This window comes from Halobacteriovorax sp. HLS (assembly GCF_004006665.1).
Classification (GTDB): domain Bacteria; phylum Bdellovibrionota; class Bacteriovoracia; order Bacteriovoracales; family Bacteriovoracaceae; genus Halobacteriovorax.
The window spans coordinates 73,350-99,277 of the sequence record NZ_QOCL01000013.1 but is presented as its reverse complement, the minus strand read 5'-3'; the positions used below and the strand labels follow the sequence as shown (position 1 = coordinate 99,277).

Genomic DNA, 25,928 nt, shown 5'->3' with positions numbered 1-25,928 from the left:
TTAGTTCTCGAAAAATTCTCTATTATTATTAATTATCGCACTTTTTAAATCACTAATCATTCTAATAAACTTAGCATTACTTTCTTTAAGAGACGCTGAATGCTTCTTATAAGACATTAATAATAAGATTCTATTACAGCTTGCAATAACAGAGTTTTTTAGATTCTCATCATTATTCTTGAGAGCTAGTTTTCCTAGATCAAAGAAATGACCAAAGCTATACTTTTGAAGAGAGAGTACAAAATTATCACTTTGATTATTTAGTGTGAAGAAGTCCATGATTGTGAAAGCATTGAAGTCTGAAAACTCGCTAGGCTGAGTAAACACCCCTTTATAATCAAAGAACCACTTAGTAGAGTTTAGGAACTTTTCTTTAAAGTCGTTTCTTGCAAAAGCATCCTTTCTCGTTGAACCCCAACTCATTTGAATAACTGCACTATTTAAAGTCTCAATAGGGATATAGGTTTCACTAACTCCCCTTTCAAGAGATTTAAAGCTCTGTTTAAAACGTAGAAATGTATAATTTCCTAACTTTACTAAATCGACTACAGATTCAACATCACTATCCACTAGCTTGGAGAGATAATTTCTAACTCTAACATGTCCTGATAAGAATGGACCTTTACTAAAGAGATGAGAAAAGAGATTCTTATAAGAGAGCTCATAAGAAGATTGGATTAAGTCTTGTAGCTCATTTCGAGCTAAAGGGTTCAATAGTTTCTTATCTCCAAACTTATCTTTATATTTTTTAATTGAATAATGATCAGTAGGCCTTTTTAGAACTTTATAAAGTTCAGGGTAGAAAATACTAAAAAGCGGATCGTGTTTTGCCATGATCTCAATCAACTTTCTGATTGAAAATCTTCTCTTTAGCTTAATTTCTCCAAATACTTGTCTTTCTGAATCATGAACTATCAAGTATGGTCTTATTCTCTTCTTACTCATTTCTCTGGTTATTTCAAAAGAAGGAATCAACTTTAACTTAGAAGAGTTTATTGAGCTAAAAGAGCTCATCTTGAACGACTCACTTGAATAGTGCTTAAAACTTGAAAAGTCCGAGCGGTTATCAAGAACTTCAAGTTTCTCGCTAGAAAAGCTTAATTTAATTCCATCAATAAATGTTAGATGTTGAAATAAAGGTGAACTCATTGCAAGAACTAAACAACTTGGAAGAAAGACGAAAAATCCAAATACCTGAAGAAAATTATCTCTTAATACTAATTTAGTTGCACTAAACTTTTCTTTAAAAGTGTACTTTGTTTTAATGAGAAGAAATGGATCCGTTAAACTAAGTGGAACGAGAAACTCTAAAAGGCACCTGAGCCCTCCTCCAAGTCTTGCCCACAAAAAGGAAGAATCATTTTTGAACTGAAAAATCATTTGAGAAAGTGATCTCCCAAAAATGACCGTCCAGTGAAATCTAAGAATTATATTTATACAAAAAGTAAAAATGAAGCTGCTTATGTGGTTGGAAGCCAGCTCTGAGAGTCCAAATCCATTGAGTTTGAAAGAAAGAGAGTCAAATTCATGAGAGAATATAGAGAACGACAGCAGATAATTAAAGGCCACAAGGGCGATTAAGAAATCACAAAACCATGTAATCAAGCGAATTATCAAGACTCTCATAGAATCAAATACTTACCTTATATAATATAAAATACTCTAAGTTGTTAAAATTATTTAAAAATGATTAAAATTACACTAAAAATTGGCAATTTCTAAAAACCATCTTTAATCACTAACATTTCTTGAGGGCATTCGAAGTTATTAATATTACGAGTATAATTCTACAGGTTTTGGCCATAAAGCCAAGTTTTATGCTCATATAATATTATATCTTGGGCACAGCATCAAAGAGGCTTAAAATAGTAAATGTAAACTTAATTATTTCACTCAATTGGACGATAAGTAACTGATGGATTGTTTGAATATCAGATATTTGAAAAGGGAAAGTAAATGAAAACGAGTAAAGAAACAAAATTAAAAAAGAGTGAGAAAAGTCTTATAAGAAGAATTTCTGCTTCAGTTTCTATATTAAGTTTAGTCTATTCGACTTCTGCGATCGCCGTTGAAAAAGGATCTGTTGTAGACAGCATAGATAAAGTTTTCGATACAACAATGCAAATGATGCAACAATCAATGCAACAATCTCAAATGCAAGCTCAACAAGCTGCTATGATGTCAGCACTGCAACCACAAACAATCCCTTCAAAGTTCTTCCCGCACTGTAAAATTTCACAAGCGCGTGGAGCATTTCCTAAAAGAGCTTGTAGCACAGGAGTTTCTTCTCCAGCTGCACTTTCAGGTATTGAACAAATGTCAAATTTAGGGGCAGGTTATGCAGACATGTATGAGCAACTCCTATCTCCTGCACAAAACTCTGCCTACCCTGTTGGACTTCAGTGTTTAGATAACGCTAAGAAAGGAATGGTTAAGAGTCTTCAAGATAGAATGAATTCTCTACAAGGTTTAAAAGATAAAATTGAAAAAGAGGCCCAATTATTTAAAGAGAAGAATAAGAAGTTACTAACAGATATGAAAAATGATCATGTTGAATTATTTGGTAACTCAGGTCAAAACGCTACTAATGATATGGATGCAATAACTAGAGACTTCTCGAAGTACTTTGATACAAATTGCCAAAATATCATTGGTCAGGACAATATAAGTAAAGCAGCAACTGTAGGTCTAAATGGAATAAAGATTGGTTTAAATACTAAGAATAAAACTGCAGTAAACTATTCACTTAATCAAAGTACTATCGAAGGTGATCTTAATAAGCAGATCCAAAAAGTAAAGAGTCAAATTAAGTCTCAAGGTATACAGCAATGGTTAGCAGATGTTGGTAAAGGTGATGGTTCTATCAATGGACAAGACCTAGCGAGAATGGGTGTAAATAAGCCAGCAATCAGCATAGTAACAACAGAGATTAACAGATTTGATTCAAAGCTAAAGACTATTCAATCTGAATTAAAGAAAATTGATCCAAGCTATGAAATCCCTCCAATGGATAAGAACTTTGGTGTTGATTTTGCTGAGTTTACTAAAGGAGCTGATGACTTCTTTAAAAAGAAGTATATCAATGATTGTGTAACAATGGCCGATCAAGGAGTAGCGATTTCTACTGATCAAATTCTATCTTCTTTAACATCAGGAACAAGAGGTGGTGGAAATATAGCTTTAAAAAATTATAAAGCAGCTCTACAAAACATCCTTAACTCTGATGCTTTTATTGAAGATAAGATGGCACAGATTCAACAACTGGACGAAAGATTTAAAGGAAGTGATATTACTATTACTTACAAGAATAGTGGTTCTGAAACTGTTAGAAGTTCAACTTATGAACTTTATAAGAACACTGTTGCATCTTGTGGTCAAAAGTACACACAAGATGACACATTCTCAACATCTGGAGCAAAGGGTGTTTCACAACAAAAGAAAATTAAAAGAGCAAAGCAATACTTAAATGACCTAAAGACACTTGAATCAACATTTGCTTCACAAATTGGAAATAAAATCTATGATGCAGTTGTAAGTTGTTCAGGAAGATCAGAAAAGCCAGCAACATGTTCTACTACTGATGTATTCAATCAAGATTCTGATGCATTTTGTATGAAGCATGCAACAAGTTGTTCTGCAAAAGTTCAACAATGTTTTCAAAAAGCAGATGCTCTAGTAACTAAGAAGAAAATGGATATAAAATCCAAACAAGCTACTTATAATAAGAATGTTGCTGCACTTGTAGCTAGAGAAGAAGCTTACCTTGCTCAAGTAAAAGCGCAAGTACTTGCAGATTCAGAATATCTAGCAAAGTACTTTCCAGGTGCTAACTATAACCTACCAGAAGGAATGTTTATTAAAATGCCTGAAAAGTCAGCAAGTGACTTTGGTGTTGAGTTAGCTGGAGGTGGAAGCTTAGACTTCATGAAAGACCTACCTGAGCAGATTGGAAAACTGAAATTAAACCTAGAAGAACAATCTGGAAAAATAGAAGGTGTTATCACTGACTATATTAATGAACAAAGAGCAGCGATGGAGACCCAAAAACAAAAGTGGGATCAACTATCTAATGAATGTTATGCAGCTGCACAGAAATTCAGAGCTGATGTTGCTGCTGGAAATGCAAAGATGCAAGAAGAACAGGCCAAGTATCAACAAGGCATTGGAGACTTCTGTAATAAGTATGGACAACTAGGAAACTCAAACCCACTAGCTGGTTGTGACGATAGCTCAGACTACTCTGCTCAATCGCTATACGAAGATATGTCTGGCGTTGTAAGTGGAATATCTGCTGAACACGAAATGGCCCTATCAGAGTATAGAAATGCTTGTGCTCAATTTAATAATGAGAGTGAGAAAGGAACAGAAGATGACGATGATGATGAAGATAAGGCCCGTCCATCAGCAATTGCTTCAGTTTGTAAGAAGGCCAAGTCAAAAGCAGGAATTCAAAAGGCTCTATTAAAAATGGGTCTAGAAGGGTTACCAGAAAACCTTACAAAGCATAAGACAAAGATTTCCAAATATATCAAGTCTGGAGACGAAGACCATCTAGAAGATATAAAAGGAATGGATGAGGATTTTAAAGAGCGTATTGAGAATATCTCTGCAGCCTACAGAAATGACGAATACGACAATATGAAAGCAGATGATTACAAAGAACGTGTAAAGGAAATTATTGAAGGGAAATACCCTGAAAAAGAAATTAATAAGTCTTTCACAGGGATCACTACTGCCTGTAGCTCAGATGAAAATAAAGTAAAGGCCTTTTGTAAGTCTTTCGCAAGCTCTGCGAGTACTTTGAAAGAAAAAGCTGATGCAATTAATGATTTTATTAGTCAAGGTGGATCAGAAGCAGTCTATAAACCTAGTAAAATTGAAGTTTCTAGTAAGGCATCAACTAAAATGGCAGCTGAACTAGATGAAATACAAGATAAGTTTAAAGACGGAGATAACTTCTGCGCTGCCCATAAAAACGAAGCTCTTGTAGCTGCAGTAGAGAAATGTTTAGAAAAGGATAGTTCTACTTGTTGGGAAAGTGAGTGGAAGAAAAAACAAAAGCTAGAGTCTGATGTCACAAGAGATATCGATAGAGCAATAGCAAGTATCCAAGACAATAGCTTCGATGCGAAATGGCAAAGAATCGGTGAAAGAACAAAGAATGTTAATTGCCAAGCATCAAGTGAAAGTGAAAGAGGCGTAGAAGATTACTTAAAGCAAATGCAACAAATCGGCGGTGCCGACTTTAGTGGCCAAAGAGGTTTTGGCCTGTAGGACGTGAGTGCAACATGGATGAAATAAAGAGAAAAGACTCTCTACATTCTTCAATACTTAAGCAGACTTTTATTAAGTCTGCTCTTGTAGTTTTAACAATAGCTCTAAGCTCTTGTGTTCCAAGCCAAAGTGGTGGGAAGAAGACGCGTGGTGGAAGCTCGGGAATAGTTAACACTGCTGCAAGTGTAAATGTAGGATATGGTAGAGTTCTACAAGACAACCCTATCATTTTATCAGGCAACACTGCCCTATCAGAAAATGTAAACTTAAGTACTCTCTTAAGAACTCAACAAGACCATATTACAGACCTTCAGTATCTTGAATATAACAATTGTGCAGGCCTTACAAATTCAACATGCTTCGAGGTAACAAAGGATAAGCTTGTCACAAAGTTTCAAGCAACAGATGGAAAGTGGGCCTTTACTCCAAGTTCAGATGAATTCATGCAGGTACAAATGTTTTCAGACATGCGCTCAATGTTTGAGAAGTATAATACTGACCTTACGAACTTTTCAGAAACAGCTGCATTTCTAAACTTCGAGAATTCATTTCCTTCAAATATGATCATTAATAATAATCAGTGGTTTAGTCAAAAACTAGTTGGTTATGCTCACTGTGATGATGCTCCAGATAATGCATATTTTAGCCCTGCTGATAAAATCATCTGTCTTGGCTTTGATAGCATCTATACACAAGTAAAATTTGTTCATGATCCAACAGTTCTCTATCACGAACTTGGGCATGCTCTTGTACTTAATGCAATGAACCTTAGAAATAGAGCAAAGTATGCAGCGGGTACATTCGAAGAATCCTACTTGGGTTATTTTTCTTATGATGAAGCGAGATCTATTAATGAAGGTCTTGCCGACTACTTTAGCTACTATATGAATGGCCGTCCTTTCTTAGGAGAATGGGCATTTGGACGTTTTCTAGAACTAGGAAGGCCAATGAGTGAGTCTGACTCAATTCATGCTCCAGGAATAAGTGAAACAAGTGAAGGTAGACTATCATATCCGACCTTTCTTGGTTACGATGCAAATAACCCAACCGCAATTCATGAAGATGTTCACTATGCTGGACAAATAATCTCTCACTTTCTAGTAGCATTTACAAAGGATGTAGAATCGAGCTGTAGCTATACAAATGATGCGGCAAGATCACTTACGTTTAACTTGATAGTTCAAACCCTCGCCTATTTAGGAGATATATCCTCAGAAGGTTTAGACGCTACTCACTCGGGCGCACCAGGTTTTGTTAATCACAGTGCTGCAAATTCACTTGAATGGATAAAGAAGAATAAACCAATTACTTATAGAAGATTCGCTCAGACATTTGCCCGCTTTGTAAAAACTTCTATTGGTAGCACACCTGCACTTTGTAACGGACTCTCTTATAATATTCAAAATCTTGAATCCCTATTGGATAGTTATGGACTCCTACTATTTAAAAACTATGATCTAAATGGTAGTAAGTTTGTTGCCGAAGCAGTTCAAAAAGTAAATGAACTCAACAGACAGAAAACAGTTCTTATTAAGAAAAATCAACTCTTTCTTGAAAATAGAGAGAATAAGCCTAAGGCCTATATCTTTGATGGCTTTGATGATATGAACAGTGCTGCGGCAAGCTTATCGTCAGGAACAATTGAAGGTACACTAAGTCCAACCATATTTGAAAATAATAACCTAAAATATAATAATGGTAACTCTTTAATCAGCCCGGGTGAGCTAGTTGGAGTTCTTATTAATCTCTACAATAACTCTAATAGTGAAATGGCCGGAGTTAGGATTCTTGCAAATGATTGGGATCATATGGATGGCACGGCCCCATGTAATAACTTTTCAGATAATTTTCCGAGCTCAACACAAGGTGGTGTAAGTGTTACAACAAACCCTCCATGTGGCGTTGAGACTCAAGACAACTCTACAACTGCGCCTGTGTGCTTTTTTCAAGACACAAAGGATGATGCAACTGTATGGGTAGGACAAGAAGAGTACATGACAAGTAGAGCGATTGAAGCAACAGAGTGTCTTGGAGGTGCTAGCAGCACAAAAGACTGTCTTATCAGATCACCAAAAGGAGCCGATGTTGCTTGGTATTCTAAAATCAATGCTAAACAAACATGGTTAGAGAGCTTTACAGATGCAAATGGAAAAACTAAATTCAATTTTTCAAATATCTTCTTTTTAGAAGTATCCCCTTCTATTCCACCAGGAACAACAGTTAACTGTAGATTAAGAGCAAACTTCACCAATTGTGATGATTGCTTTAATACTTCTACGACTGCAACTGGAAACACTTATACTCCTCATGTAAATTCTGGACTGGAATTTACTGATGATGAATTAAAAGATTATAAGTACTCCGGTGCTGATCCATTTGTAATTATTAACTATACTTTTACAATAATAGACTAATGAAAAAATTTAAATACTTCACTATATTTACGATTACACTAACTGCTTTAATCTTCTCTTATAAGTATCAATTTCGAATGAAGAATATTCAAACGACATGGCAAACTTATGAGCAAAAGAACAACAAAGTTGAAAAACATAACTCAACAAAGAGCGAACTAAAGCTTGCAAGGGTTCTTCCAGAAGTTAAACGTGCACCAGCGGCGACTAAAGCAGCAAAGAAAAAAGAGATCAAGCGTATTGTTTCAGGAACTCACAAGGATCAAAAAGCGTATTCAATCATGAATACACCTTCAAAAGAATGGAAAGATAAATATGCTGAGTCCAAACTTCAGTTCTACCCAGAAGGAACTAAACTACTTATAAAACACAAGCTATCACTTCTCGATATATCGAAAAAAGGTGCACGTCATCTTGAAAAAATTGTTGTTAATGTTATTAAAGAAGGTCACCCACCTACAAGCTTTGAAGCTTTTGTTGACTCACAGACAGGTGAGCAAATTAAGGCGTGGAATAGAACTCATCATGAGAATGTAAATAAGACACTATTTATCAAGAAATTATAAAAGGCCAAATTTCTTTGGCCTTAAATATGTGTTATAAATCAAAAGGAATCGAAGCTCCAAGAACAATTTGATTATTTGTTTCATCAACAGTTATCTTATTGTTATTATCTGAAACATCAGTCCACTTATCAAAAGAAGTCATTCTATATTCAAGATTTAAACTTACAAAAGGCAGTCCAGTAAAACCTACGCCTAGAGTTGTAGTATTTCCTGAAAGCTCGTCTCCATTTCCACCTCTCCAAGAGTTACCGTCTAATTCCCACTTAGTACTAAATGTATATCCGATATAGGCCCTTAAAAGAATTGGAAGATTATAACCAACAAAAGCACCAAACTCTGTTCCGCTATAATCAGCATCTGTTTGATTGGCCAAGTTTAATGAAGTAGGTCCATCAAAAGAATAACTACCACTTGATTTTCTAAATTCAAGGCCACCCATTAGTCCAAGCATTTGATAACCTAATCTTGCTCCGAATTGAACACCATTTTCTGAAGATTCTCTTGTCGTAATACCTGATCTAGCATACTCACCTGAACCAAAGCCATAGCCAATTAAAGGCTCAACTAAAAACCCTGCGTGAGATTGTGTTGAAAGTAAAAGAACTAAGAATAGTCCTGCAGATTTAAAAAGTCTCATATATCCTCCTTAATTTGGATAACCCCATCCAGGGGGTCGACTCTAACTATTTTGACAAAAATCAGTACTTGAGAGTACAGTTTTGAAAAAAATTCACATACCGATTAAATTCGTTACATATAGTATAAGTTACTGTTTCTAATGTAAAAAGGAAGGAAAAAATGTTCTATAAGATAACTACACTATTTTTATTGCTAAGTAGTGTACAAGCAACACAATTTTCAATCACAGGCCCTTGCTCAAAAAAGCCCGTGTTCAAAACTCAAGTAAATACGGTCAATACTAATGTTGGAGAGCTTTCTGTAAGGGTTTTCGATGAAAATCAAATACAGCACTTATCAAGTGACTATGGCGTATCTCAGCTTATGAACTCACCTATAGGCATAGATTCAATGGAAATTCTCAGTGATACAGTCATGAGAGCACATGGATGGTGTTACAGCGTTGATGGCGAGGTTCCAGAGCTACTAATGAATGAAGTTAAGCTAAACGGTAATGAGAGCGAAATAAATTGGTTTATGGGTTACTCGACATATATTGGAGATCCACAAACAGGTGAGCACCAATGGGTAGGACAGTGTGAGCCAACTCACCTCTTAGAAGTTAATCCATTTCCACAATATTGTAATTAGAAATAAAGTTGCTTTTTCTACCTATTAACTAGATAGAAAAAGCACTACTTATCTATTGAAAAGTCATCTCAGGTATATCACCTTCAACAACTAAATCAGCTTCAGTTTTTTGCTGAATTTCTTCTACACTTACTCCAGGAGCTCTTTCTAGTAAATGAAACTTCCCGTCTCTTAACTCCAAAACAGCAAGATCAGAAACAATTTTCTTTATGCACTGAACACCAGTTAAAGGAAGTGTACACTTTTTAAGAATTTTAGAAACTCCATGTTTATTTGCATGGGTCATCGCTACGATAATATTTTCGGCCCCAGCAACTAAATCCATAGCTCCGCCCATTCCTTTAACAAGCTTTCCAGGGATCATCCAAGAAGCAATATTTCCACTTTGATCCACTTCGAAAGCACCAAGAACAGTTAGGTCAACATGTCCTCCACGAATCATGGCAAAACTCTCTGCGGAATCGAAGAAGGCAGCGCCTTTAGCGCAAGTAACTGTTTGCTTACCAGCATTTATTAGGTCAGCATCAACTTCCTCTTCTGTCGGAAACTCTCCCATACCAAGAAGACCATTTTCAGATTGAAGCATTATTTCTATATCCTTAGGAACGTAGTTTGCTACTAAAGTAGGAATACCAATCCCTAAATTAACGTAGTAACCATCTTTTAATTCCTGAGCTATCCTTTGAGCAATTTGATCTTTATTAAGTGCCATATCTTTACCTACTCTATTATTGTTTTATAGTTCTTTGCTCAATTCTCTTTTCAAAGCTTCCTTTTATTACGCGATCAACGTAAATTCCAGGAACTTGAATTTCATCAGGATTAAGCTCACCTGCTTCTACAATTTCTTCCACTTCAACCACAGTAATCTTCCCTGCAGTTGCGATCATAGAATTGAAGTTTCGAGCAGTCTTTCTAAAAATAAGATTACCAAATCTATCGGCCTTCCATGCTTTAACTAATGCAAAGTCAGCTTTTGGATAAGCTTCTTCAAGAACATACATTCTACCATTAAACTCTTTGGTCTCTTTGCCTTCAGCAACTTGAGTTCCGTAACCAGTAGCTGTGTAGAAACCAGGAATTCCTGCTCCAGTAGCTCTAATTTTCTCTGCTAAAGTTCCCTGAGGAGTTAAAATAACTTCCATCTGACCACTAAGGTAGAGTTCTTCAAAGAGTTTATTCTCACCCACGTAAGAACCAATCATTGTTTTGATCTGTCTTTTCTCAAGTAACTTACCAAGACCAAATCCATCGACGCCAGCATTATTAGAAATACAAGTAAGACCAGTTACTCCTTCTTGATAAACTTTATCAATAAGACCTTCCGGAATACCACATAATCCAAATCCTCCAACCATCAAAAGTTGATCATTGGAAAGCCCTTTTAGGGCCTCATCATAACTTGTTACAACTTTATTTAAACCTTTCACTAGTAATCCTTTTTTTTTAAAGAAGACCTTTTAGAATATCGCTACTACTTTGTTCAACCTTTTCGTGCAGAGAACCACCATGAGAATCCATTGTCACAACAACTGGAAAATCAGTTACAGATAACTCCCAAACTGCTTCTGGAGATCCAAGATCTTCCCAATAAACATTGTCAACAGAGTCAATCTTCTCTGCTAGTACTTGTGCAGCTCCACCAATTGCATGAAAGTAAACACATCCATAGTCAGAACAACCTTTTAAAGTCTTTGGACCCATTCCACCTTTTCCAATAACTCCTACAATTCCGTAATCACGCATAACTTCCCATTGGTAAGGTTCCTCACGAATAGAAGTTGTTGGCCCAGCTGCTTTAACAATAAACTTTCCAGTTTCTTTATCTTTAATAACAACAGGACCGCAGTGATAAATAATTTGATTTTCAAAACTTACAGGAGGTTTAGTTCCATCATGAATTCTCTTATGAACAGCATCTCTTCCAGTAAAAATCTTACCTGAGATTAAAACCATATCACCTACTCTAAGTTCTCTTATTTCTTCTTTATTAAATGGGTATTGCAATTTTTTCATATTTAATTCCTTATCTAATACAACCAAGATTTAATTTTACAGGCCTTATCGAGTATAACACCTTGTCTTCTGTAGGCCCAACACATGTAGGATACAGAAACAAAGAAACTCGCAGGTAGTCTATTTAAAGCGCCTACTTTACAGCCAAGTAGTGTTGTCTTTCCGCCAAAGCCCATTGGACCAATACCAAGTTTATTAGCAGTTTCCACAATATCTGCTTCAAGAGTAGCAAGAGATTCATTTGAGTTTGTATCGTCCAATTTTCTTAGAAGCTGTTCTTTAGAATTTACAAATCCAGCTCCTCTATCACCACCAATAGTGACACCAAGAACACCTGGCCCACATCCTTTTCCTTGTGCCTTAACAATAGCATCAAGAATTACTTTTCTTACACCATTAAGATCTCGTCCGGCCTCAAGAGCAGTATTTGGAAGCGAGTATTGTGCGCCAACATTTTCACATCCACCACCCTTTAGCATTAACTTCACTTCGACAGTACTCTTTGAATGTTCATGAAAGTGAATATCAGGATGACCTGGACCAATATTCATTGAATCATTCTTACCTGTTAAAGAATCAACAGAGTTTTGTCTAAGGTAACCAATCTCAGTCGCCTTAACGACGGCATTTTTAACAACTTTAGTAAATTTAGTTTGATTGAATCCTACAGGGTGAGAAACAAAGAATAGAATTGTTCCTGTATCCTGGCAAATTGGTTGAGACTTCTTTTTAGCAAGTTCGATATTTGCTTTAATAATATTCATTGCATATTCAGCAGTTGTATTTTTCTCTTCGCGAGCAAGAGCTTCTAAAACAACTTTTTGAACATCTCCTGGAATTTCAGTAGAAGTCATTCTTATTAATTCAAGAATAGAATCAAAGAGAACCTTATCGGTATTCGGAGCTTTTTTAACTGCTTTCTTTACTACTTTCTTAGTTGCTTTCTTAGCTGTTTTCTTTGCCACTTTCTTAGTTGCTTTCTTAGCTGTTTTCTTTGCCACTTTCTTAGTCGCTTTCTTAGCTGTTTTCTTTGCCACTTTCTTAGTTGCTTTCTTAGCTGTTTTCTTTGCCACTTTCTTAGTTGCTTTCTTAGCTGTTTTCTTTGCCACTTTCTTAGTTGCTTTCTTAGCTGTTTTCTTAGCTACTTTCTTAGTCGCTTTCTTAGCTGTTTTCTTAGCTACTTTCTTAGTCGCTTTCTTTGCAGTTTTCTTGGCCTTCTTCTTTGCCATAACAGACTCCTCATCCCTAATAATTATTGATTTATATCTTTTTTCTTTCATGTATATTTGCTCGAAATTATAACAATCACCAATTATAATGCCTAGTTATATTCTGATTTTTGTCCTCGCCAATACCCTACTCATCCGTTATTGTAGCGAATATGATTTCATTAAGTGGATTAAATGCTGCACAAAGACAAGCGGCCGAAATAATTGAAGGACCAGTTCTAATTCTGGCCGGCGCTGGTAGTGGTAAAACACGAACCATCACTTACAGAATCGCACATATGGTCGATAATCTACACATTGACCAAAAATCAATACTTGCAGTGAGTTTCACCAATAAGGCCGCCAAAGAAATGCGTGAGCGTATTATTGGTCTATTAGGTAAGAAAAAATCAAGAGGCCTAACCATGGCCACCTTTCATTCGCTAGGTGTTAAAATCCTTAAGAAGGAAATTACTAAACTCGGCTACCATAAGAATTTTAGTATTTATGACTCTTCAGATCAAATTGCTATAGTAAGAGAGGCCTTGAAGAATTTTAAGGCCGGAAAACAGTTTGACCAAAAAATTATTATGGGAAAGATTGGCAAACTTAAAAATATGGCCATATCTGCAGATGATTTCGCTAACTCAGAATTCTTTGATGATGAGGATCCGTACGATCATGCAATTCAATTTGTCTATGAATACTATGAAGACAAATTGAAGTTTTATAACGCGATTGATTTTGATGACATTCTCTTTTTAACTGTGAAGCTTTTTGAAGAGTTTCCTGAGGTTGCAAAAGAGTACTCAAGACAATTTAGATATATCATGGTTGATGAATACCAAGATACTAACACTCTTCAGTTTTCACTAATAATGGCCTTAACGACTACACATAATAATCTCTGTGTTGTTGGCGATGATGATCAAGCAATCTATTCTTTCAGGGGTGCTGACATTACCAATATTCTTAGCTTTGAAAGAAACTACCCTGGAGCTGTCGTTGTTAAACTCGAAGAAAATTACAGATCAGTCAGCCCAATTCTAGAGCTTGCAAATAAAGTCATTAAAGAAAATATAAACAGAAGAGATAAAACCCTTTGGTCTCAAAGAAAGAGTAATACTAAACCTCTGCTTTGGCTTATGGCCGATACCGATCATGAGGCAGAAGTTATTGCAGATGAAATATCTAAATACCAATCAAATGGTGGCCACTTAGGAGACATTTCTATTCTTTACAGATCTAACCTCCAAGCTCAACCTTTTGAAGATATTTTTAGAATGAATCAAATTCCCTATACAATAATTGGGGGACAGAAATTCTATGAAAAAAAAGAAGTAAAAGATATCATGGCCTACTTGACTGTAATTTTAAATCCAAGAGACCAGTTACAATTACGAAGAATACTAAATATCCCAAATAGAGGAATTGGATCAAGAACTCTCGAAAAATATCTTGAAAAATCTGAATCCGAGGGTATTTCACTCTATCAGGCCCTTTTTGAATTTCCAGCACTAGACCCAAATCGAGAAGAGCATATAAGGAAATTTACAGCAATCATAAATAAGTACAAAGAAGTATTCGATACAACTCCACTTCCTCAGGCAATTAGTACCCTCATAGAAGATATAGATTTTTATAAATTTATTGAGAAACAATATGATAGTGCGAAGCAAGTAGAAAGAAGAAAGAACGATGTGCACTTCTTTGTAGAGTCCGCAGAAAGGTTTGTAAAATATAATGGTGCCCATGCTACATTGAAAAATTTTGTAGAAAAGCTCCTCCTACAGGACAATCAAGATAGCAAAGACGATGATGAAGAAGATGATGATGTGAGAAAGAATGAAGTCACAATGATGACTTTTCACTCATCTAAAGGACTCGAGTTTCATACAGTTTATATGGTTGGAGTAGAAGAAGAATCACTCCCCCACAAGAATACGATAAAAAATGGCGAAGATATCTCAGAAGAAAGAAGACTCTGTTATGTAGGTATTACAAGAGCACAACAAAAGCTTGTTATGACTTACTGTAAAGAAAGAAAACAGTATGGTAAGCAAGCCCCTCGACACATCTCAAGATTTATCAATGAGCTAGATAAAGAAGGTTTCTGTGTCCTTCAAGATAGAACAACATTTGGTCATATGACAGAGGAAGAAGCTGATGACTACAAAAGAGATTTCTTCTCAAGCTTGCATGACAGCCTCGATGACGATTCGATGTTCTAAAAAAAATGGCCATCCTTGGCCATTTCTATCGTGAGATATAGTATATTCCATCCTTGGATACTTTATTCATAAACATAATTTAATACTAACGTTTTTTGATTAACAAATGGAAGAATACTTACAAGAGAGTCTATAGGTCCTTGCTTCCAAGTGTAATTAATATATTTAATCTTCCTACAACTTAACTTTCTAGATTCTAGTAATTTTTCTAAAGAAAGGTCCTGTGAAAGACCATATGTAGTTATAGTCTTTTTAAGGACAAGATAATTGGCAGAAGTTTCGCTATAGAGTCCTGTTGTATTACAACCCTTAGTATTTACTTTAATAGTATGTGTACAACTGAAAAGGAGCAAAGAAAGAAGTATAGCAAAGAATTTCACTCTCTATACCCCCAAGCACTAACACGATAATGAACAGGTTTATAAAGGCCAAGTGTAATATAAGTATAAAAAATATCTAAACCAGTCTGAAATTCCTCAACCTCTACTCTACTTGCGGATAACGCGCCAACATCTGATAATTCTTGATCTACATAGACTGTGTGCTCACGCGGAACTAAACCCCATAGATAGAATTTCTTCTGACCAACTTTATGAGTTCTAGAGTGGTGACCATCTTTAGTTGAAATATAAGTAGGAATAGAATTACTCGAAGAGTAACGGATTTGCGAACATGAAGAGAAGAAACTCAACATCACAAAGAGAAATAGTTGACACTTTTTAATCATAAAACCCAATTTAAAAACTTACTCTTATTGTGATGATTTAAAAAGTTACTGTCAAGTAAACTACTTCCCTTTAAACTTAGGATCTCTTTTTTCTTTGAAAGCTGCTATTGCCTCAAAATGATCGTCTGTCCTTTGAGTTATTCCTTGAAAAGTACTAAGTAATTCTAATTGATCATTTAAAGAAGAGGTTCTACCAGACTTTAAAGCGATCTTAGTCATTGAAAGTGCAATTGGCGAATTACTGGAAATTTTATGACATAAATCAATAGAAAATTTATATGATGATTCATGTGGCCGAACAAAATTAGCGAGCCTCATATTTAGAATATCCGCGCCTTGATAGAGATCACCGGTTAGAAACATCTCCATGGCATTGGTGTAACCAACAACTCTTTGCAAAAAGAAAGTTCCGCCATCACCAGGCACAAGAGATAACTTAGAAAAGGTTTCAGCAAATTTGGCCTTCTCACTTGCAACCCTAATATCGCACATCATTGCAAGGTCACAACCAGCACCAATAGCTGCTCCATTAACGAAAGCGACAATTGGAGTTTTTAAGGCCTCAATAGCACGAGGAATCTTCTGAATACCTCTTCTATATCTTCTTCGTAGTTCATCTGGTTGCCCAGCAAACATACCACTCTTAGTTTCCATCGCCTTAATATCTCCACCAGCACAGAAACACTTTCCTGCTCCAGTGAGTAAGATGCAGCGAATATTATCATCTTCATCAGCGTACTCAAGAACTTCAACCAAGGATGAAATCATCTCCATTGAAATAGCATTGGCCTGGTCAGGATTATTAAGAGTCAAAACTAAAGTATGCTCTTCTTTAGAGACAAGTAAATGATCATATTTTTTTGAGTACATATTATTTTCCAGAAACCAAGTAAGTATTTAAGAACTTTGAAGGGCTTTGCTTTTTGAGCTTCCCTAAAATTAACTCAGAAGCTTGGGAGAGCTTTTTCATATCTATTCCTGTTTCAATCCCCATGCTATGAAGTAAATAAACGACATCTTCAGTTGCAACATTGCCGGAAGAACCGACTGCGTATGGACAACCTCCTAATCCTCCGGCCGAAGAATCAAAATTCGTTATACCCATTTCAAGGGAGCTTAAAATATTTGCGAGGGCCATCCCTCGAGTATCATGAAAGTGCATCGCAACTTTATCGAATTCGATTTCATCTTGAATCTGTTCAAGAATCTTCTTAGTCTGAAGGGGATTGGCAACTCCAATGGTATCGCCCAGAGAAACTTCATAGCACCCAAACTCTTGAAGTTTTTTTAATAAAAACTTTAGAGTCTCAATCGAAGTTTCACCCTCATAAGGACAACCAAAAACAGTTGATACATACCCTCTTATCTTTATTCCGTTCTGTGTAGCAGCTTTTACCACAGGCTCAAATCTCTCAATAGACTCTTCAATAGTGGCATTTATATTCTTTTGATTAAAGGTATTAGATGTAGAAGTAAAAATAGCAATTTCTTTTACTCCTAAGGCCAAAGCGTTTTCCATACCTTTCATATTAGGGACAAGACAAGGTGTAGAAATCGAAGAAAAATAGTCTTTCTTCGAAACTGCTTCAAATAATTCCTTTGCGTCCCCCATTTGAGGAATTTTACTAGATCTAACAAAACTTGTTATTTCAATACTCTTAAGACCCGCTGCCACTAACATATCAATAAACTGAAGCTTCTCTTTCCACGATAGGATTGTTGCTTCATTTTGGAGACCGTCACGGGGACCAACCTCAATAATACGTGCACTTTTTGGCAGATTGCTTAGCATCTTAAGACTCCTCGCTCTCAAGTTCAATTAACTGAACTCCACCATCAACGAGCTGGTCGTCCGAGCAATGGATCGCTATGACTTTTCCATCGTGACTAGCTTTGATCGTATGTTCCATCTTCATGGCCTCCATAACAACAAGAGGATCGTTCTTTTTAACATTATCATTAGTTTTAACTAAGACTTTTAAAATTTTACCAGGCATTGGGCTAATCATTGAACCAGCAGAATCAGAGTTTGACTTGGCCCTACTTCTAAGTGGATTCGTTATAGAAACAGATTTACCATCAACAACAAAATTAACGGTATCGTGAATAACTTTAGTACAATGAGTTCCCGACAAGAAGGTTTCAAAATCATTCACGCTATTTGCTTGAAACTTATAAACTTTATTTTTAAAAGTAAATTCAACACATGAATCTCTATTAACAAGAAGTTCTATTTCAACATTCTCACCATTTATAATTAAATTCTTTTTCATATATTTCTAAAACCTTGTAAATTGCTCCAAGAACCTTCGTTTGAATTATTACTTTTCGAAACACTACTATTAATAAAAGCAGCAATACAACTTGCGATCTGATCATCACTCATTTCTTGCTTTAATAGTAATTCACTATAAGTTTCAATAAAATGTGTAAATGTATCTCCACTTCTAAAAGGTGCGCTATTGACAATTCTTTTGAGGTAATCACGATTTGTCTGAACGCCAAGAAATACGACCTCATCTAGAGAAAAAAGTGTTTTACTAATGGCAGCTTCTCTATCAACGCCCCAACAAACGAGTTTTGCAAGCATCGGATCGAAGTTAATAGTGACTTCATTTCCATCTACATAACCACTGTCAAGTCTTACATCATTAAGCGTAGTGTTCCCAACTCGACTAATAGTACCGATTGCTGGCATAAAGTTATTATCTGGGTCTTCAGAGTAAATTCGAACTTCTATTGCATGACCACTTTGTTTAATATCACTTTGTTTTAAATTGATAGGAAGTCCAGCTGCTGCAATAATTTGAAGTCTAACCAAATCTGATCCTGTTACCATCTCAGTAATAGGATGTTCAACCTGCAAGCGAGTATTCATTTCTAAAAAGAAGAACTCTCCATTAGCATCCATTATAAACTCAACTGTTCCAGCTCCTTCATAATTTATTCCTGATGAAATCTGTACTGCAGTCTGAGTAATCTTGTCCCTTAGTTCTTGACCAAGAGCTGTTGACGGTGTCTCCTCAACAACTTTTTGATGTCTTCTTTGAATAGAGCACTCTCTTTCAAAGAAATGAAGATGGTTTCCATGAGTATCACTCATGACTTGAACTTCAATATGTCTCGGATTTTGAATAAATTTTTCAATGAGAACGATATCATCACCAAATGCATTCATCGCCTCTCTTTTAGCAGAAGCTAAAGCTGCACTAAAGTCAGAAGATTTCTCAACGACACGCATCCCTTTTCCTCCACCACCCGCAGAGGCCTTAATAAGAACAGGAAAGCCAATTTTCTTCGCTTGATCGGCGAGATAATTCTCATCTTGATTGTCACCATGATAGCCAGGTATTAATGGAATAGAGATCTTTTCCATCTCAATCTTAGACGTTTTCTTGTCTCCCATAATCTCCATACTATCTGGACGAGGACCGATGAACTTGATTCCAGCTTTAGTAACTTTTTCAGCAAAGCCAGAGTTCTCAGAAAGAAATCCATAGCCAGGATGAATGGCCTTTGCACCAGAAAGTTTTGCTATCTCTATAATTTTATCTTGGTTGAGATAAGTTTCACTTAGGGCCCCCTCACCAAGAGAGAATGACTCATCCGAAAGATAAGCGTGAGGGTATGCTCTTTCCTTTTCAGTAAAGATAGTAACCGTTTTTATTCCCATTTCTTTACAGGTCTTGATTACTCTAAGAGCAATTTCGCCTCTGTTAGCAATAAGAACTTTATCAATAATTTTTAATACTTCATTGCTCATCTAAATTCCTATTTAATCCAATTAGGTTTTCTTTTTTCTAAAAGCGCATTCATTCCTTCTTGCCCTTCTTCACTGATTCTCTTTGCTGCAATTGTTTTACATGTATATGATGACATTTTTTCGTAAGACTCTTTTTCGAGTTCAAGAACATTCTTTATTAGGGATTTAGCAACTTGTTGTGCTTTAGGAGCTGCCTTGAGAAATAAATCGCAAAGAGAATCTACATCTTTATGAAAATGTCTCTCTAAGCTGACTTGGTGAACAAGTCCATACTCTTTAGCTTTTTTTGCATCAAAACGCTCGGCCGTTAAGAAAGTTGCTCTAGCGTTAGACTCACCCATTTTTGCTATTACGTATGGAGAGATGACCGCAGGCACTAATCCGAGCATAACTTCAGTTAACCCAAAAATAGCTTTTTCACTTGCTATTACATAATCACAGCAAGCAACTAGTCCAACTCCTCCACCTAATGCTGCACCATTAATTTTACCGATGACTGGCCTAGAGAAGTTGTTAATCGTTTCGAATAAATCTGACAGACGTTTACTATCATCAAAATTCTCCTGCTCACTATAATTGACCATTGATTTCATCCAATTAAGATCGGCCCCAGCGCAAAAAGATTTTCCAGCACCAGTTAGCACGACAACTCGAATGGATTCATCGCCATCCATCTGAATAAATTTCTGTGTTAATTCAGATATAAGTTGATCATTAAATGCATTGTGAATCTGTGCTCTATTTAAAGTTATAGTAGCGACACCTTGCTCATTTAATTCATATAAAAATAATTCATCCATTCTACACCTACATTCTAAACACGCCGAATTTACTCTCTTCAATTGGCGCATTTAATGAAGAGCTAATTGCTAGTCCTAAGATATCTCTCGTATGAGCAGGGTCAATAATCCCATCATCCCATAGGCGAGCTGTTGAATAATAGGCACTACCTTCTGTCTCATACTTTTCTAGGATCGGTGCTTGAAATTTTTCAACTTCAGCAGATGTCATTTCTTTCTTTCCAGAAATTCTTAACCCATCTTGCCTAACAGTTGTTAAAACTCCTGCGGCTTGCTCTCCACCCATCACTGAAATTCTAGCATTTGGCCACATCCAAAGAAATCTTGGTTGATAAGCTCTTCCACACATACCATAATTTCCAGCTCCAAATGAGCCACCAATGATAACTGTAAATTTTGGAACTTGAACCGTTGAAACGGCGGTAACCATTTTGGCCCCATGCTTAGCGATACCTTCACTTTCGTACTTCTTCCCAATCATGAAGCCAGTGATATTTTGTAAAAATACTAGTGGAATTTTTCTTTGTCCGCACAGCTCAATAAAGTGAGCACCTTTTTGGGCACTTTCACTAAATAAGATACCATTATTGGCCACGATACCAACTTTATGCCCATGAATATTTGCAAAACCTGTAACAAGAGTCGTCCCATACTTTTCTTTAAACTCGTGAAACTGTGAATCATCAACTATGCGAGAAATGATTTCGCGAATATCAAATGGCTTCTTAGTATCCTTAGGGAGAATTCCATAAATTTCTTCAACGGGATATTTTGGAGCAAGATAGCTCTTAGTAACTTTTTGTCCACTAAGAACACCTGCTGAAACGTAGTTTAAATTTTCAATAATATTACGAGTAATAATAAGTGCTTCTTCTTCATTTTCAGCGAAGTGATCAGCAACACCAGACTCATGAGTGTGAACATGGGCCCCACCTAACTCTTCTGCACTTACCTCTTCACCTGTAGCTGCTTTTACTAAAGGAGGTCCTCCAAGAAAAATAGTTCCATTACCTTTTACAATAACTGATTCGTCTGCCATAGCTGGAACATAAGCTCCTCCAGCAGTACATGAACCTAGAACAACAGCAATTTGAGGAATGCCCTTGGAAGACATTTGAGCTTGATTATAGAAAATTCTTCCAAAATGTTCACGATCGGGAAATACTTCATCTTGCATTGGTAAGAATGCCCCACCTGAGTCAACAAGATAGATACAAGGAAGTCTATTTTCAAGAGCTATCTCTTGAGCACGAAGATGTTTCTTAACAGTCATTGGAAAATAAGTTCCACCTTTAACTGTAGCATCATTGGCAACGAACATACACTCAACACCATGTACTCTTCCGATACCAGTCACAACCCCAGCACTTGGAACGTCTGTTCCGTACATATCTTGAGCAGCAAGAGAGGACAGTTCTAAAAAGGCAGAGCCTTCATCTAAGATCTTCTCAATTCTCTCTCTTGGTAGGAGTTTTTCCCTAGAGTGATGACGATCAACATATTTTTGACCTCCACCTAATTTGACATGATCAATTTTTTTTAAGAATTCAGATCGTAGTGATAAGTGAAATTCTTTATTGTCAGAAAACTCACTAGAGTGAGTATCAATTCGAGTGTTTAAAACATCCATTAAATCATCCTGTATCTTAGTAAAATCATGACATTTTATAAAGAAATGACTGAATGTGGCAAGACACAGTAAGACAACTCAAACTAACGCAAAGCAAATATAAAAATAATAAAAAGATTTACTTTAAATACTAAGCAATTGAGAGCAGTAATTAGCAGATATTGTCATAAATTCTCTATCAAGCTTAGACTTTCTCTTGATTGAATAACTACTTAGTCCATAGAGAAAGCTCGAAAAACTACTCGTCCACGGGGAGGAAGATTTAATCTCGTAAGGGTTGAATGCTTTTTTATTCTTTAGCTCTTTTAAGTAGTAACGACTAAAGGCCTCTACTAGTGGTGCCTGAAACCAAAACTCTTTTGGCATGGATTTCGTTTTGATTTTAGGGCATCCATCTACGAAGATTTTAGAGAAGTTCTCTTTCTTATTCTTACTTAATGAAACAAATAATGAGTCAACTAAAGAATAGAGAACAAAATCTTCACCGATGAGTTTTGAATGTTTAACAGGATTCATTCTTATAATGACTCTACCACCTCTATAGTCCACCATAGGTTCACTCGTCGCAGGTAACCAGACGAGCTTAATTCTTCCATTTTTAATTCTATGAGTTGGTAGATCAAAGAACTTATCTAGTTTCTTTATATTACTAAGAATTTTTGATTTTTTTAAAATCTTATTTAGTCGCTTGGCCTCATCGTGCAATAGAGCACTTTCTCTTACAATTTTTGATACCTGAGGTTTAAAATGCTTATAGACGCTGACTAATTCCTTGAGATCACCGTCTTTAATTTTATTCTTTTTACGCAAAAATGCGATCGATCGATCCACAGTAGACTGAGATGAAAAGGAACTTGATAAGGAATCATTTGCAATTGCTTCTTCTGAAAAAATTGAGTTTTCTGCATCAGGATAGAGTGTGTGATACTTAGAGCGAACCTTTGCATACTTATCAAGCATTAATTTATCACTCATTGATAGAGTGAAAGTCTTATCAAAGTACTGCCTATACTGACTTCGAGTATTTGGATGCCAGGCAGATATTTGATCGACAATCTCGAAGACATCAAATGCTTCTGTATAACTAACAAATCTCTCCTTTGCACTTACTGAAAAGCACAGGCAGAGTAAAAGTAATACTTTCAAAGTAAAATTATTCATTTCATATCCTAAAGTGCGTCTTTTAGAGCATTAACTATAGTCATCTCATCTTTAACAGAGTTAACAAAGAAATCATTCTTCCCATGATACTTATCAGGATGGAATATAGTTGAAAGTCTTTTAATTTCTTTTCTAAGCTCTTGTTTTGTAAATTTAGAATAATCTTTACCAGTAATTGCTTTCATAACATTCTTAACACCTTCAATTGATCTAAAAGTTCTTCCCTTTACAGCTTCACTTGGTAAAGTTTTGACCGTCTCAAACTCTTTTTGAATAAAGTTCGCAAAATCTTTCTTTGTTTTATACTCTCCAGAAGAGCTAGCACTTGATCTTGCCTGAGCTTTTGCCTTAGCATCGGCCTTTGCCTTAGCTTTCATATCTGCATCCGCTTTAGCTTTAGCTTGGGCCTTTGCCTTCATATCAGCATCCGCTTTGGCCTTTGCTTGCGCCTTCGCCTTCATATCAGCTTCTGCTTTGGCCTTTGCTTGAGCTTTCGCCTTCATATCAGCATCTGCTTTAGCTTTAGCCTGTGCCTTTTCTTGTGCTCTTGCCTTGGCCCTGGCCTTTTGTTCTTTACGTCTGCTTAGTCGTGTTGACTTCTTTGGTTTAGTTGTAGCTCTAGAAGCGGTCTTAACTACAGAAGTCCCTGCGCGACTTTCATCTGTTAAACGTAGTACGTCATCAGAAGCATATGCAGCTGCTTTAACCGTAGTAGAACCTTCATCTGAGACCTTTGCAACTTGTAGTCCGGTTCGAGCCGTTTTAGCTGATTTAGAAAGAAATGCAAGAGGCTGTATCAGTGCAACTCCACCAGTAACTAGGGCCTCAGTCTTTTTTCTATCGGCAGAATCATTATTTGAAATATGTTGATCCATAGATATAGATTCAGTCGCAAAACTCGCACTAGAAGCATCAGCAGCTTGATCAGCATCAACATAACTTGAAACGGCCATCGCCCCTTCAGCAGCAACTAAGGTACCAGAAGCTGCAGCAAGACCAACTCCTAGAGGAGAACCAATTCCTGTGGCCATCAAGGCCCCTGAGACAACAAGTCCTACACCGCCAGCTGTAACTTCACCAATTCTCCAAAGCTCGTCACTAGAATAGACGTCCAAAGATTCTTTACAAAGATAGCTTGCATAAATATTTTGTAAATCTGGATTATTCCTATTCTTCTTTAAAGTATTACCAAGTAAATATGGTCTATACTTAATCAATTCATGAATACCATCTTCAACGTCACCATATTTTCTAACTTTTGCCATCGAGTCATAGTCATCTAGTTCATCTAACATTAACTCTTTATAATCTTCCATCGCTTCAGAGATATCTTCCTCTCCTACTGGAGTAAAGGCGATATTATCTATATCACCCTCAGCACATTTTTCAGATAGGCCACTACTAAAAGGAAAAATATCACTTTTAAAATGGTCTGTTGCCATAAGTCTGGATATATTCATTTGATCAGAGTCTAGAAAATCTTGATACATTGCAGTCATTTCAACTTGCGTTTGGTCATAATAGTTCTGCTCAGACTCAGAATTCATGAACATACCACTTTTTATTTTCTTACTCGAATCTCTTGATTTTATACGCTTTGTGTACTCTGTATTTATTCTCTGACAAAGAGAGTTTATCCTATCTGAGAAATGATTTAAATTTTTCACAATCTCTGATTTATTAATCTTTGTTTTATCAAGAGCACCAGACTTCTTTGCTTTTTTAAAATCTGCTATAGAAGAATTAACTCTTTGTTTATATGGACTCTTGTTAAGATATGGATACTTCTTTAGAACTTTTTCTAAGTTTATATCTTCACCAAACTGATCCATTGTAAACATTAAGTTCTTAAGTGTTAGCTCGACTCCAGTGTTAACAGAGTCTTGTAGAATTTCTTTTGGAAAAGTTTCTTTTGAGACATCATCAAAGTCAGACACAAGTCTATCTAACTCCTCTGTTGTGATTGAAGTATCAACTTCCTCAAGAGAGCATTTACCATAATCCACCATCTGACTTAAGGAGTTTCTTCTGCTTGAGAAAAACTTCGAAATTGCTCCATCTTTTGAAGCGCTATAATCTTTTTGACACTTATCTAAAATTCCGAGTGCTTTGTTGACATATACAACAGAAGCTTCTTCACCTTCAACTGTTTCGGCCAAGTCTTTCTTAGCAGTTCCAACAATATCTGAAAGTCTCTCTCTTAGAGCGTCACAAGTTTTATTATGATCATACTCTGGATCTTCCCTATGTGTTTCGATACAAAATCTTTCAACACTATTTTTGTATTCCTCTAAGAGCTTAGGATTATCTTTAAGGAATTTCTCTCCTTCTCTAAGCTCTGGCGACCCTTTGGTTTGATCAACACATTTCTGAGTTAATTTTTTATAAGTTCCATTAGTTTCAACACACTTTCCATCTCCGTTTGCATCTGAGCCAAAGAGCAGAGGGTTACATCTAAACTTCCCTCTTGAACCACAAGTGCTGTATCTATAGTTCACGACTTCATTACAGCTTGCGCTCTTGGAGCTTTGAGGATCAATACATTGAATATTAGATGCCCAAGAATCATCTCCATGAGACCAAGGTGCTTTACAAATCTCTCCTTGCATACGACTAGGCCATCCACCAAAGAAACACTTTCCATCTTCAGCATAGGCCACGGTCAAAAAGAAATTCTGAACTTGAACAAAACTAGACTCTTCATACGAATTATTTTTTTCAATATCTTTTGAAAAATCAATAAACGCATTCTTAATCATCCTTATATGATGAATATTGAGTTCTTGCTGATCGAGTTTTGGTAACTTAAACGCAAAAGAGTTTAAGGAGACTGTGAGTAATGTTAGACAAAAGAGCATTTTCATACCTT

Annotated in this window: 19 protein-coding genes and 1 pseudogene; 5 read left to right on the top strand and 15 right to left on the bottom strand. The window is 36.2% G+C overall.

The annotated features are described in order from the left end of the window. On the bottom strand, nucleotides 1-1,380 hold the full coding sequence (locus DPQ89_RS13805; protein ID WP_164848424.1) for a hypothetical protein: 1,380 nt from the start codon (nucleotides 1,378-1,380) through the stop codon (nucleotides 1-3). Between the two features lie 576 nt (nucleotides 1,381-1,956). Between DPQ89_RS13805 and DPQ89_RS13800 the strand changes: the two genes are divergently transcribed. The 3 genes from DPQ89_RS13800 to DPQ89_RS13790 are packed head-to-tail and all read left to right on the top strand — an operon-like array spanning nucleotide 1,957 to nucleotide 8,254. Then, the gene (locus tag DPQ89_RS13800; RefSeq protein ID WP_127717613.1) at nucleotides 1,957-5,274 is read left to right on the top strand and encodes a hypothetical protein; all 3,318 of its coding nucleotides are present in this window, start codon (nucleotides 1,957-1,959) and stop codon (nucleotides 5,272-5,274) included. Between the two features lie 14 nt (nucleotides 5,275-5,288). Beyond that, a complete protein-coding gene (locus DPQ89_RS13795; protein ID WP_127717612.1) occupies nucleotides 5,289-7,688 on the top strand; it encodes a hypothetical protein in 2,400 nt (799 codons plus the stop codon). Then, nucleotides 7,688-8,254, top strand: coding sequence for a hypothetical protein (locus DPQ89_RS13790; protein ID WP_127717611.1), 567 nt, complete (start codon nucleotides 7,688-7,690; stop codon nucleotides 8,252-8,254). The genes DPQ89_RS13795 and DPQ89_RS13790 overlap by 1 nt, the downstream gene beginning before the upstream one ends. A 31-nt stretch (nucleotides 8,255-8,285) precedes the next feature. On the opposite strand, the gene DPQ89_RS13785 is transcribed toward DPQ89_RS13790, so the two are convergent. After that, nucleotides 8,286-8,891, bottom strand: a complete 606-nt coding sequence (locus DPQ89_RS13785; RefSeq protein WP_127717610.1) for an outer membrane beta-barrel protein — start codon at nucleotides 8,889-8,891, stop codon at nucleotides 8,286-8,288. Nucleotides 8,892-9,052: 161 nt separating this feature from the next. Between DPQ89_RS13785 and DPQ89_RS13780 the strand changes: the two genes are divergently transcribed. Beyond that, entirely contained in the window at nucleotides 9,053-9,523 is a 471-nt protein-coding gene (locus DPQ89_RS13780) for a hypothetical protein (RefSeq protein ID WP_127717609.1), read from the top strand. A 52-nt stretch (nucleotides 9,524-9,575) separates the two neighbouring features. Here DPQ89_RS13780 and DPQ89_RS13775 read toward each other — a convergent pair whose 3' ends face one another. From DPQ89_RS13775 to DPQ89_RS18835, 3 genes and pseudogenes are all read right to left on the bottom strand, one after another. After that, nucleotides 9,576-10,235 (bottom strand): CoA transferase subunit B, encoded by a 660-nt coding sequence (locus tag DPQ89_RS13775; RefSeq protein ID WP_127717608.1) that lies wholly within the window; start codon nucleotides 10,233-10,235, stop codon nucleotides 9,576-9,578. Between the two features lie 16 nt (nucleotides 10,236-10,251). Then, nucleotides 10,252-10,953: a CoA transferase subunit A gene (locus DPQ89_RS13770; RefSeq protein WP_127717607.1), complete on the bottom strand. Its 702-nt coding sequence runs from the start codon at nucleotides 10,951-10,953 to the stop codon at nucleotides 10,252-10,254. 16 nt (nucleotides 10,954-10,969) lie between these two features. Continuing rightward, nucleotides 10,970-12,393 (bottom strand): annotated as a pseudogene (locus tag DPQ89_RS18835) (FumA C-terminus/TtdB family hydratase beta subunit). A gap of 527 nt (nucleotides 12,394-12,920) precedes the next feature. On the opposite strand from DPQ89_RS18835, the gene DPQ89_RS13755 reads away from it, so the two are divergent. Continuing rightward, nucleotides 12,921-14,978: an ATP-dependent helicase gene (locus tag DPQ89_RS13755; protein ID WP_127717606.1), complete on the top strand. Its 2,058-nt coding sequence runs from the start codon at nucleotides 12,921-12,923 to the stop codon at nucleotides 14,976-14,978. A 62-nt stretch (nucleotides 14,979-15,040) separates the two neighbouring features. Here the strand turns inward: DPQ89_RS13755 and DPQ89_RS13750 are convergent, their stop codons facing one another. The 10 genes from DPQ89_RS13750 to DPQ89_RS18625 form a co-directional block, all read right to left on the bottom strand. Further along, the gene (locus DPQ89_RS13750; RefSeq protein ID WP_127717605.1) at nucleotides 15,041-15,358 is read right to left on the bottom strand and encodes a hypothetical protein; all 318 of its coding nucleotides are present in this window, start codon (nucleotides 15,356-15,358) and stop codon (nucleotides 15,041-15,043) included. Beyond that, nucleotides 15,355-15,705 (bottom strand): Bor/Iss family lipoprotein, encoded by a 351-nt coding sequence (locus DPQ89_RS13745; protein ID WP_127717604.1) that lies wholly within the window; start codon nucleotides 15,703-15,705, stop codon nucleotides 15,355-15,357. Before DPQ89_RS13745 ends, DPQ89_RS13750 begins: the two co-directional genes overlap by 4 nt. 60 nt (nucleotides 15,706-15,765) lie before the next feature. Continuing rightward, the gene (locus tag DPQ89_RS13740) at nucleotides 15,766-16,575 is read right to left on the bottom strand and encodes an enoyl-CoA hydratase-related protein (protein ID WP_127717603.1); all 810 of its coding nucleotides are present in this window, start codon (nucleotides 16,573-16,575) and stop codon (nucleotides 15,766-15,768) included. A 1-nt stretch (nucleotide 16,576) separates the two neighbouring features. After that, a complete protein-coding gene (locus DPQ89_RS13735; RefSeq protein ID WP_127717602.1) occupies nucleotides 16,577-17,497 on the bottom strand; it encodes a hydroxymethylglutaryl-CoA lyase in 921 nt (306 codons plus the stop codon). A 1-nt stretch (nucleotide 17,498) separates the two neighbouring features. Then, nucleotides 17,499-17,978: a biotin/lipoyl-containing protein gene (locus DPQ89_RS13730; RefSeq protein ID WP_127717601.1), complete on the bottom strand. Its 480-nt coding sequence runs from the start codon at nucleotides 17,976-17,978 to the stop codon at nucleotides 17,499-17,501. Beyond that, complete coding sequence (locus tag DPQ89_RS13725) at nucleotides 17,975-19,468, bottom strand: acetyl/propionyl/methylcrotonyl-CoA carboxylase subunit alpha (RefSeq protein ID WP_127717600.1); 1,494 nt, start codon at nucleotides 19,466-19,468, stop codon at nucleotides 17,975-17,977. The genes DPQ89_RS13730 and DPQ89_RS13725 overlap by 4 nt, the downstream gene beginning before the upstream one ends. A gap of 8 nt (nucleotides 19,469-19,476) precedes the next feature. Beyond that, the gene (locus DPQ89_RS13720) at nucleotides 19,477-20,268 is read right to left on the bottom strand and encodes an enoyl-CoA hydratase-related protein (protein WP_127717599.1); all 792 of its coding nucleotides are present in this window, start codon (nucleotides 20,266-20,268) and stop codon (nucleotides 19,477-19,479) included. A gap of 7 nt (nucleotides 20,269-20,275) precedes the next feature. Continuing rightward, complete coding sequence (locus tag DPQ89_RS13715; RefSeq protein WP_127717598.1) at nucleotides 20,276-21,898, bottom strand: carboxyl transferase domain-containing protein; 1,623 nt, start codon at nucleotides 21,896-21,898, stop codon at nucleotides 20,276-20,278. A gap of 123 nt (nucleotides 21,899-22,021) precedes the next feature. Further along, the gene (locus DPQ89_RS13710) at nucleotides 22,022-23,059 is read right to left on the bottom strand and encodes a hypothetical protein (protein ID WP_127717597.1); all 1,038 of its coding nucleotides are present in this window, start codon (nucleotides 23,057-23,059) and stop codon (nucleotides 22,022-22,024) included. A gap of 8 nt (nucleotides 23,060-23,067) precedes the next feature. Further along, nucleotides 23,068-25,923: a hypothetical protein gene (locus tag DPQ89_RS18625; protein WP_206611176.1), complete on the bottom strand. Its 2,856-nt coding sequence runs from the start codon at nucleotides 25,921-25,923 to the stop codon at nucleotides 23,068-23,070. Between the last annotated feature and the right edge of the window lie 5 nt (nucleotides 25,924-25,928).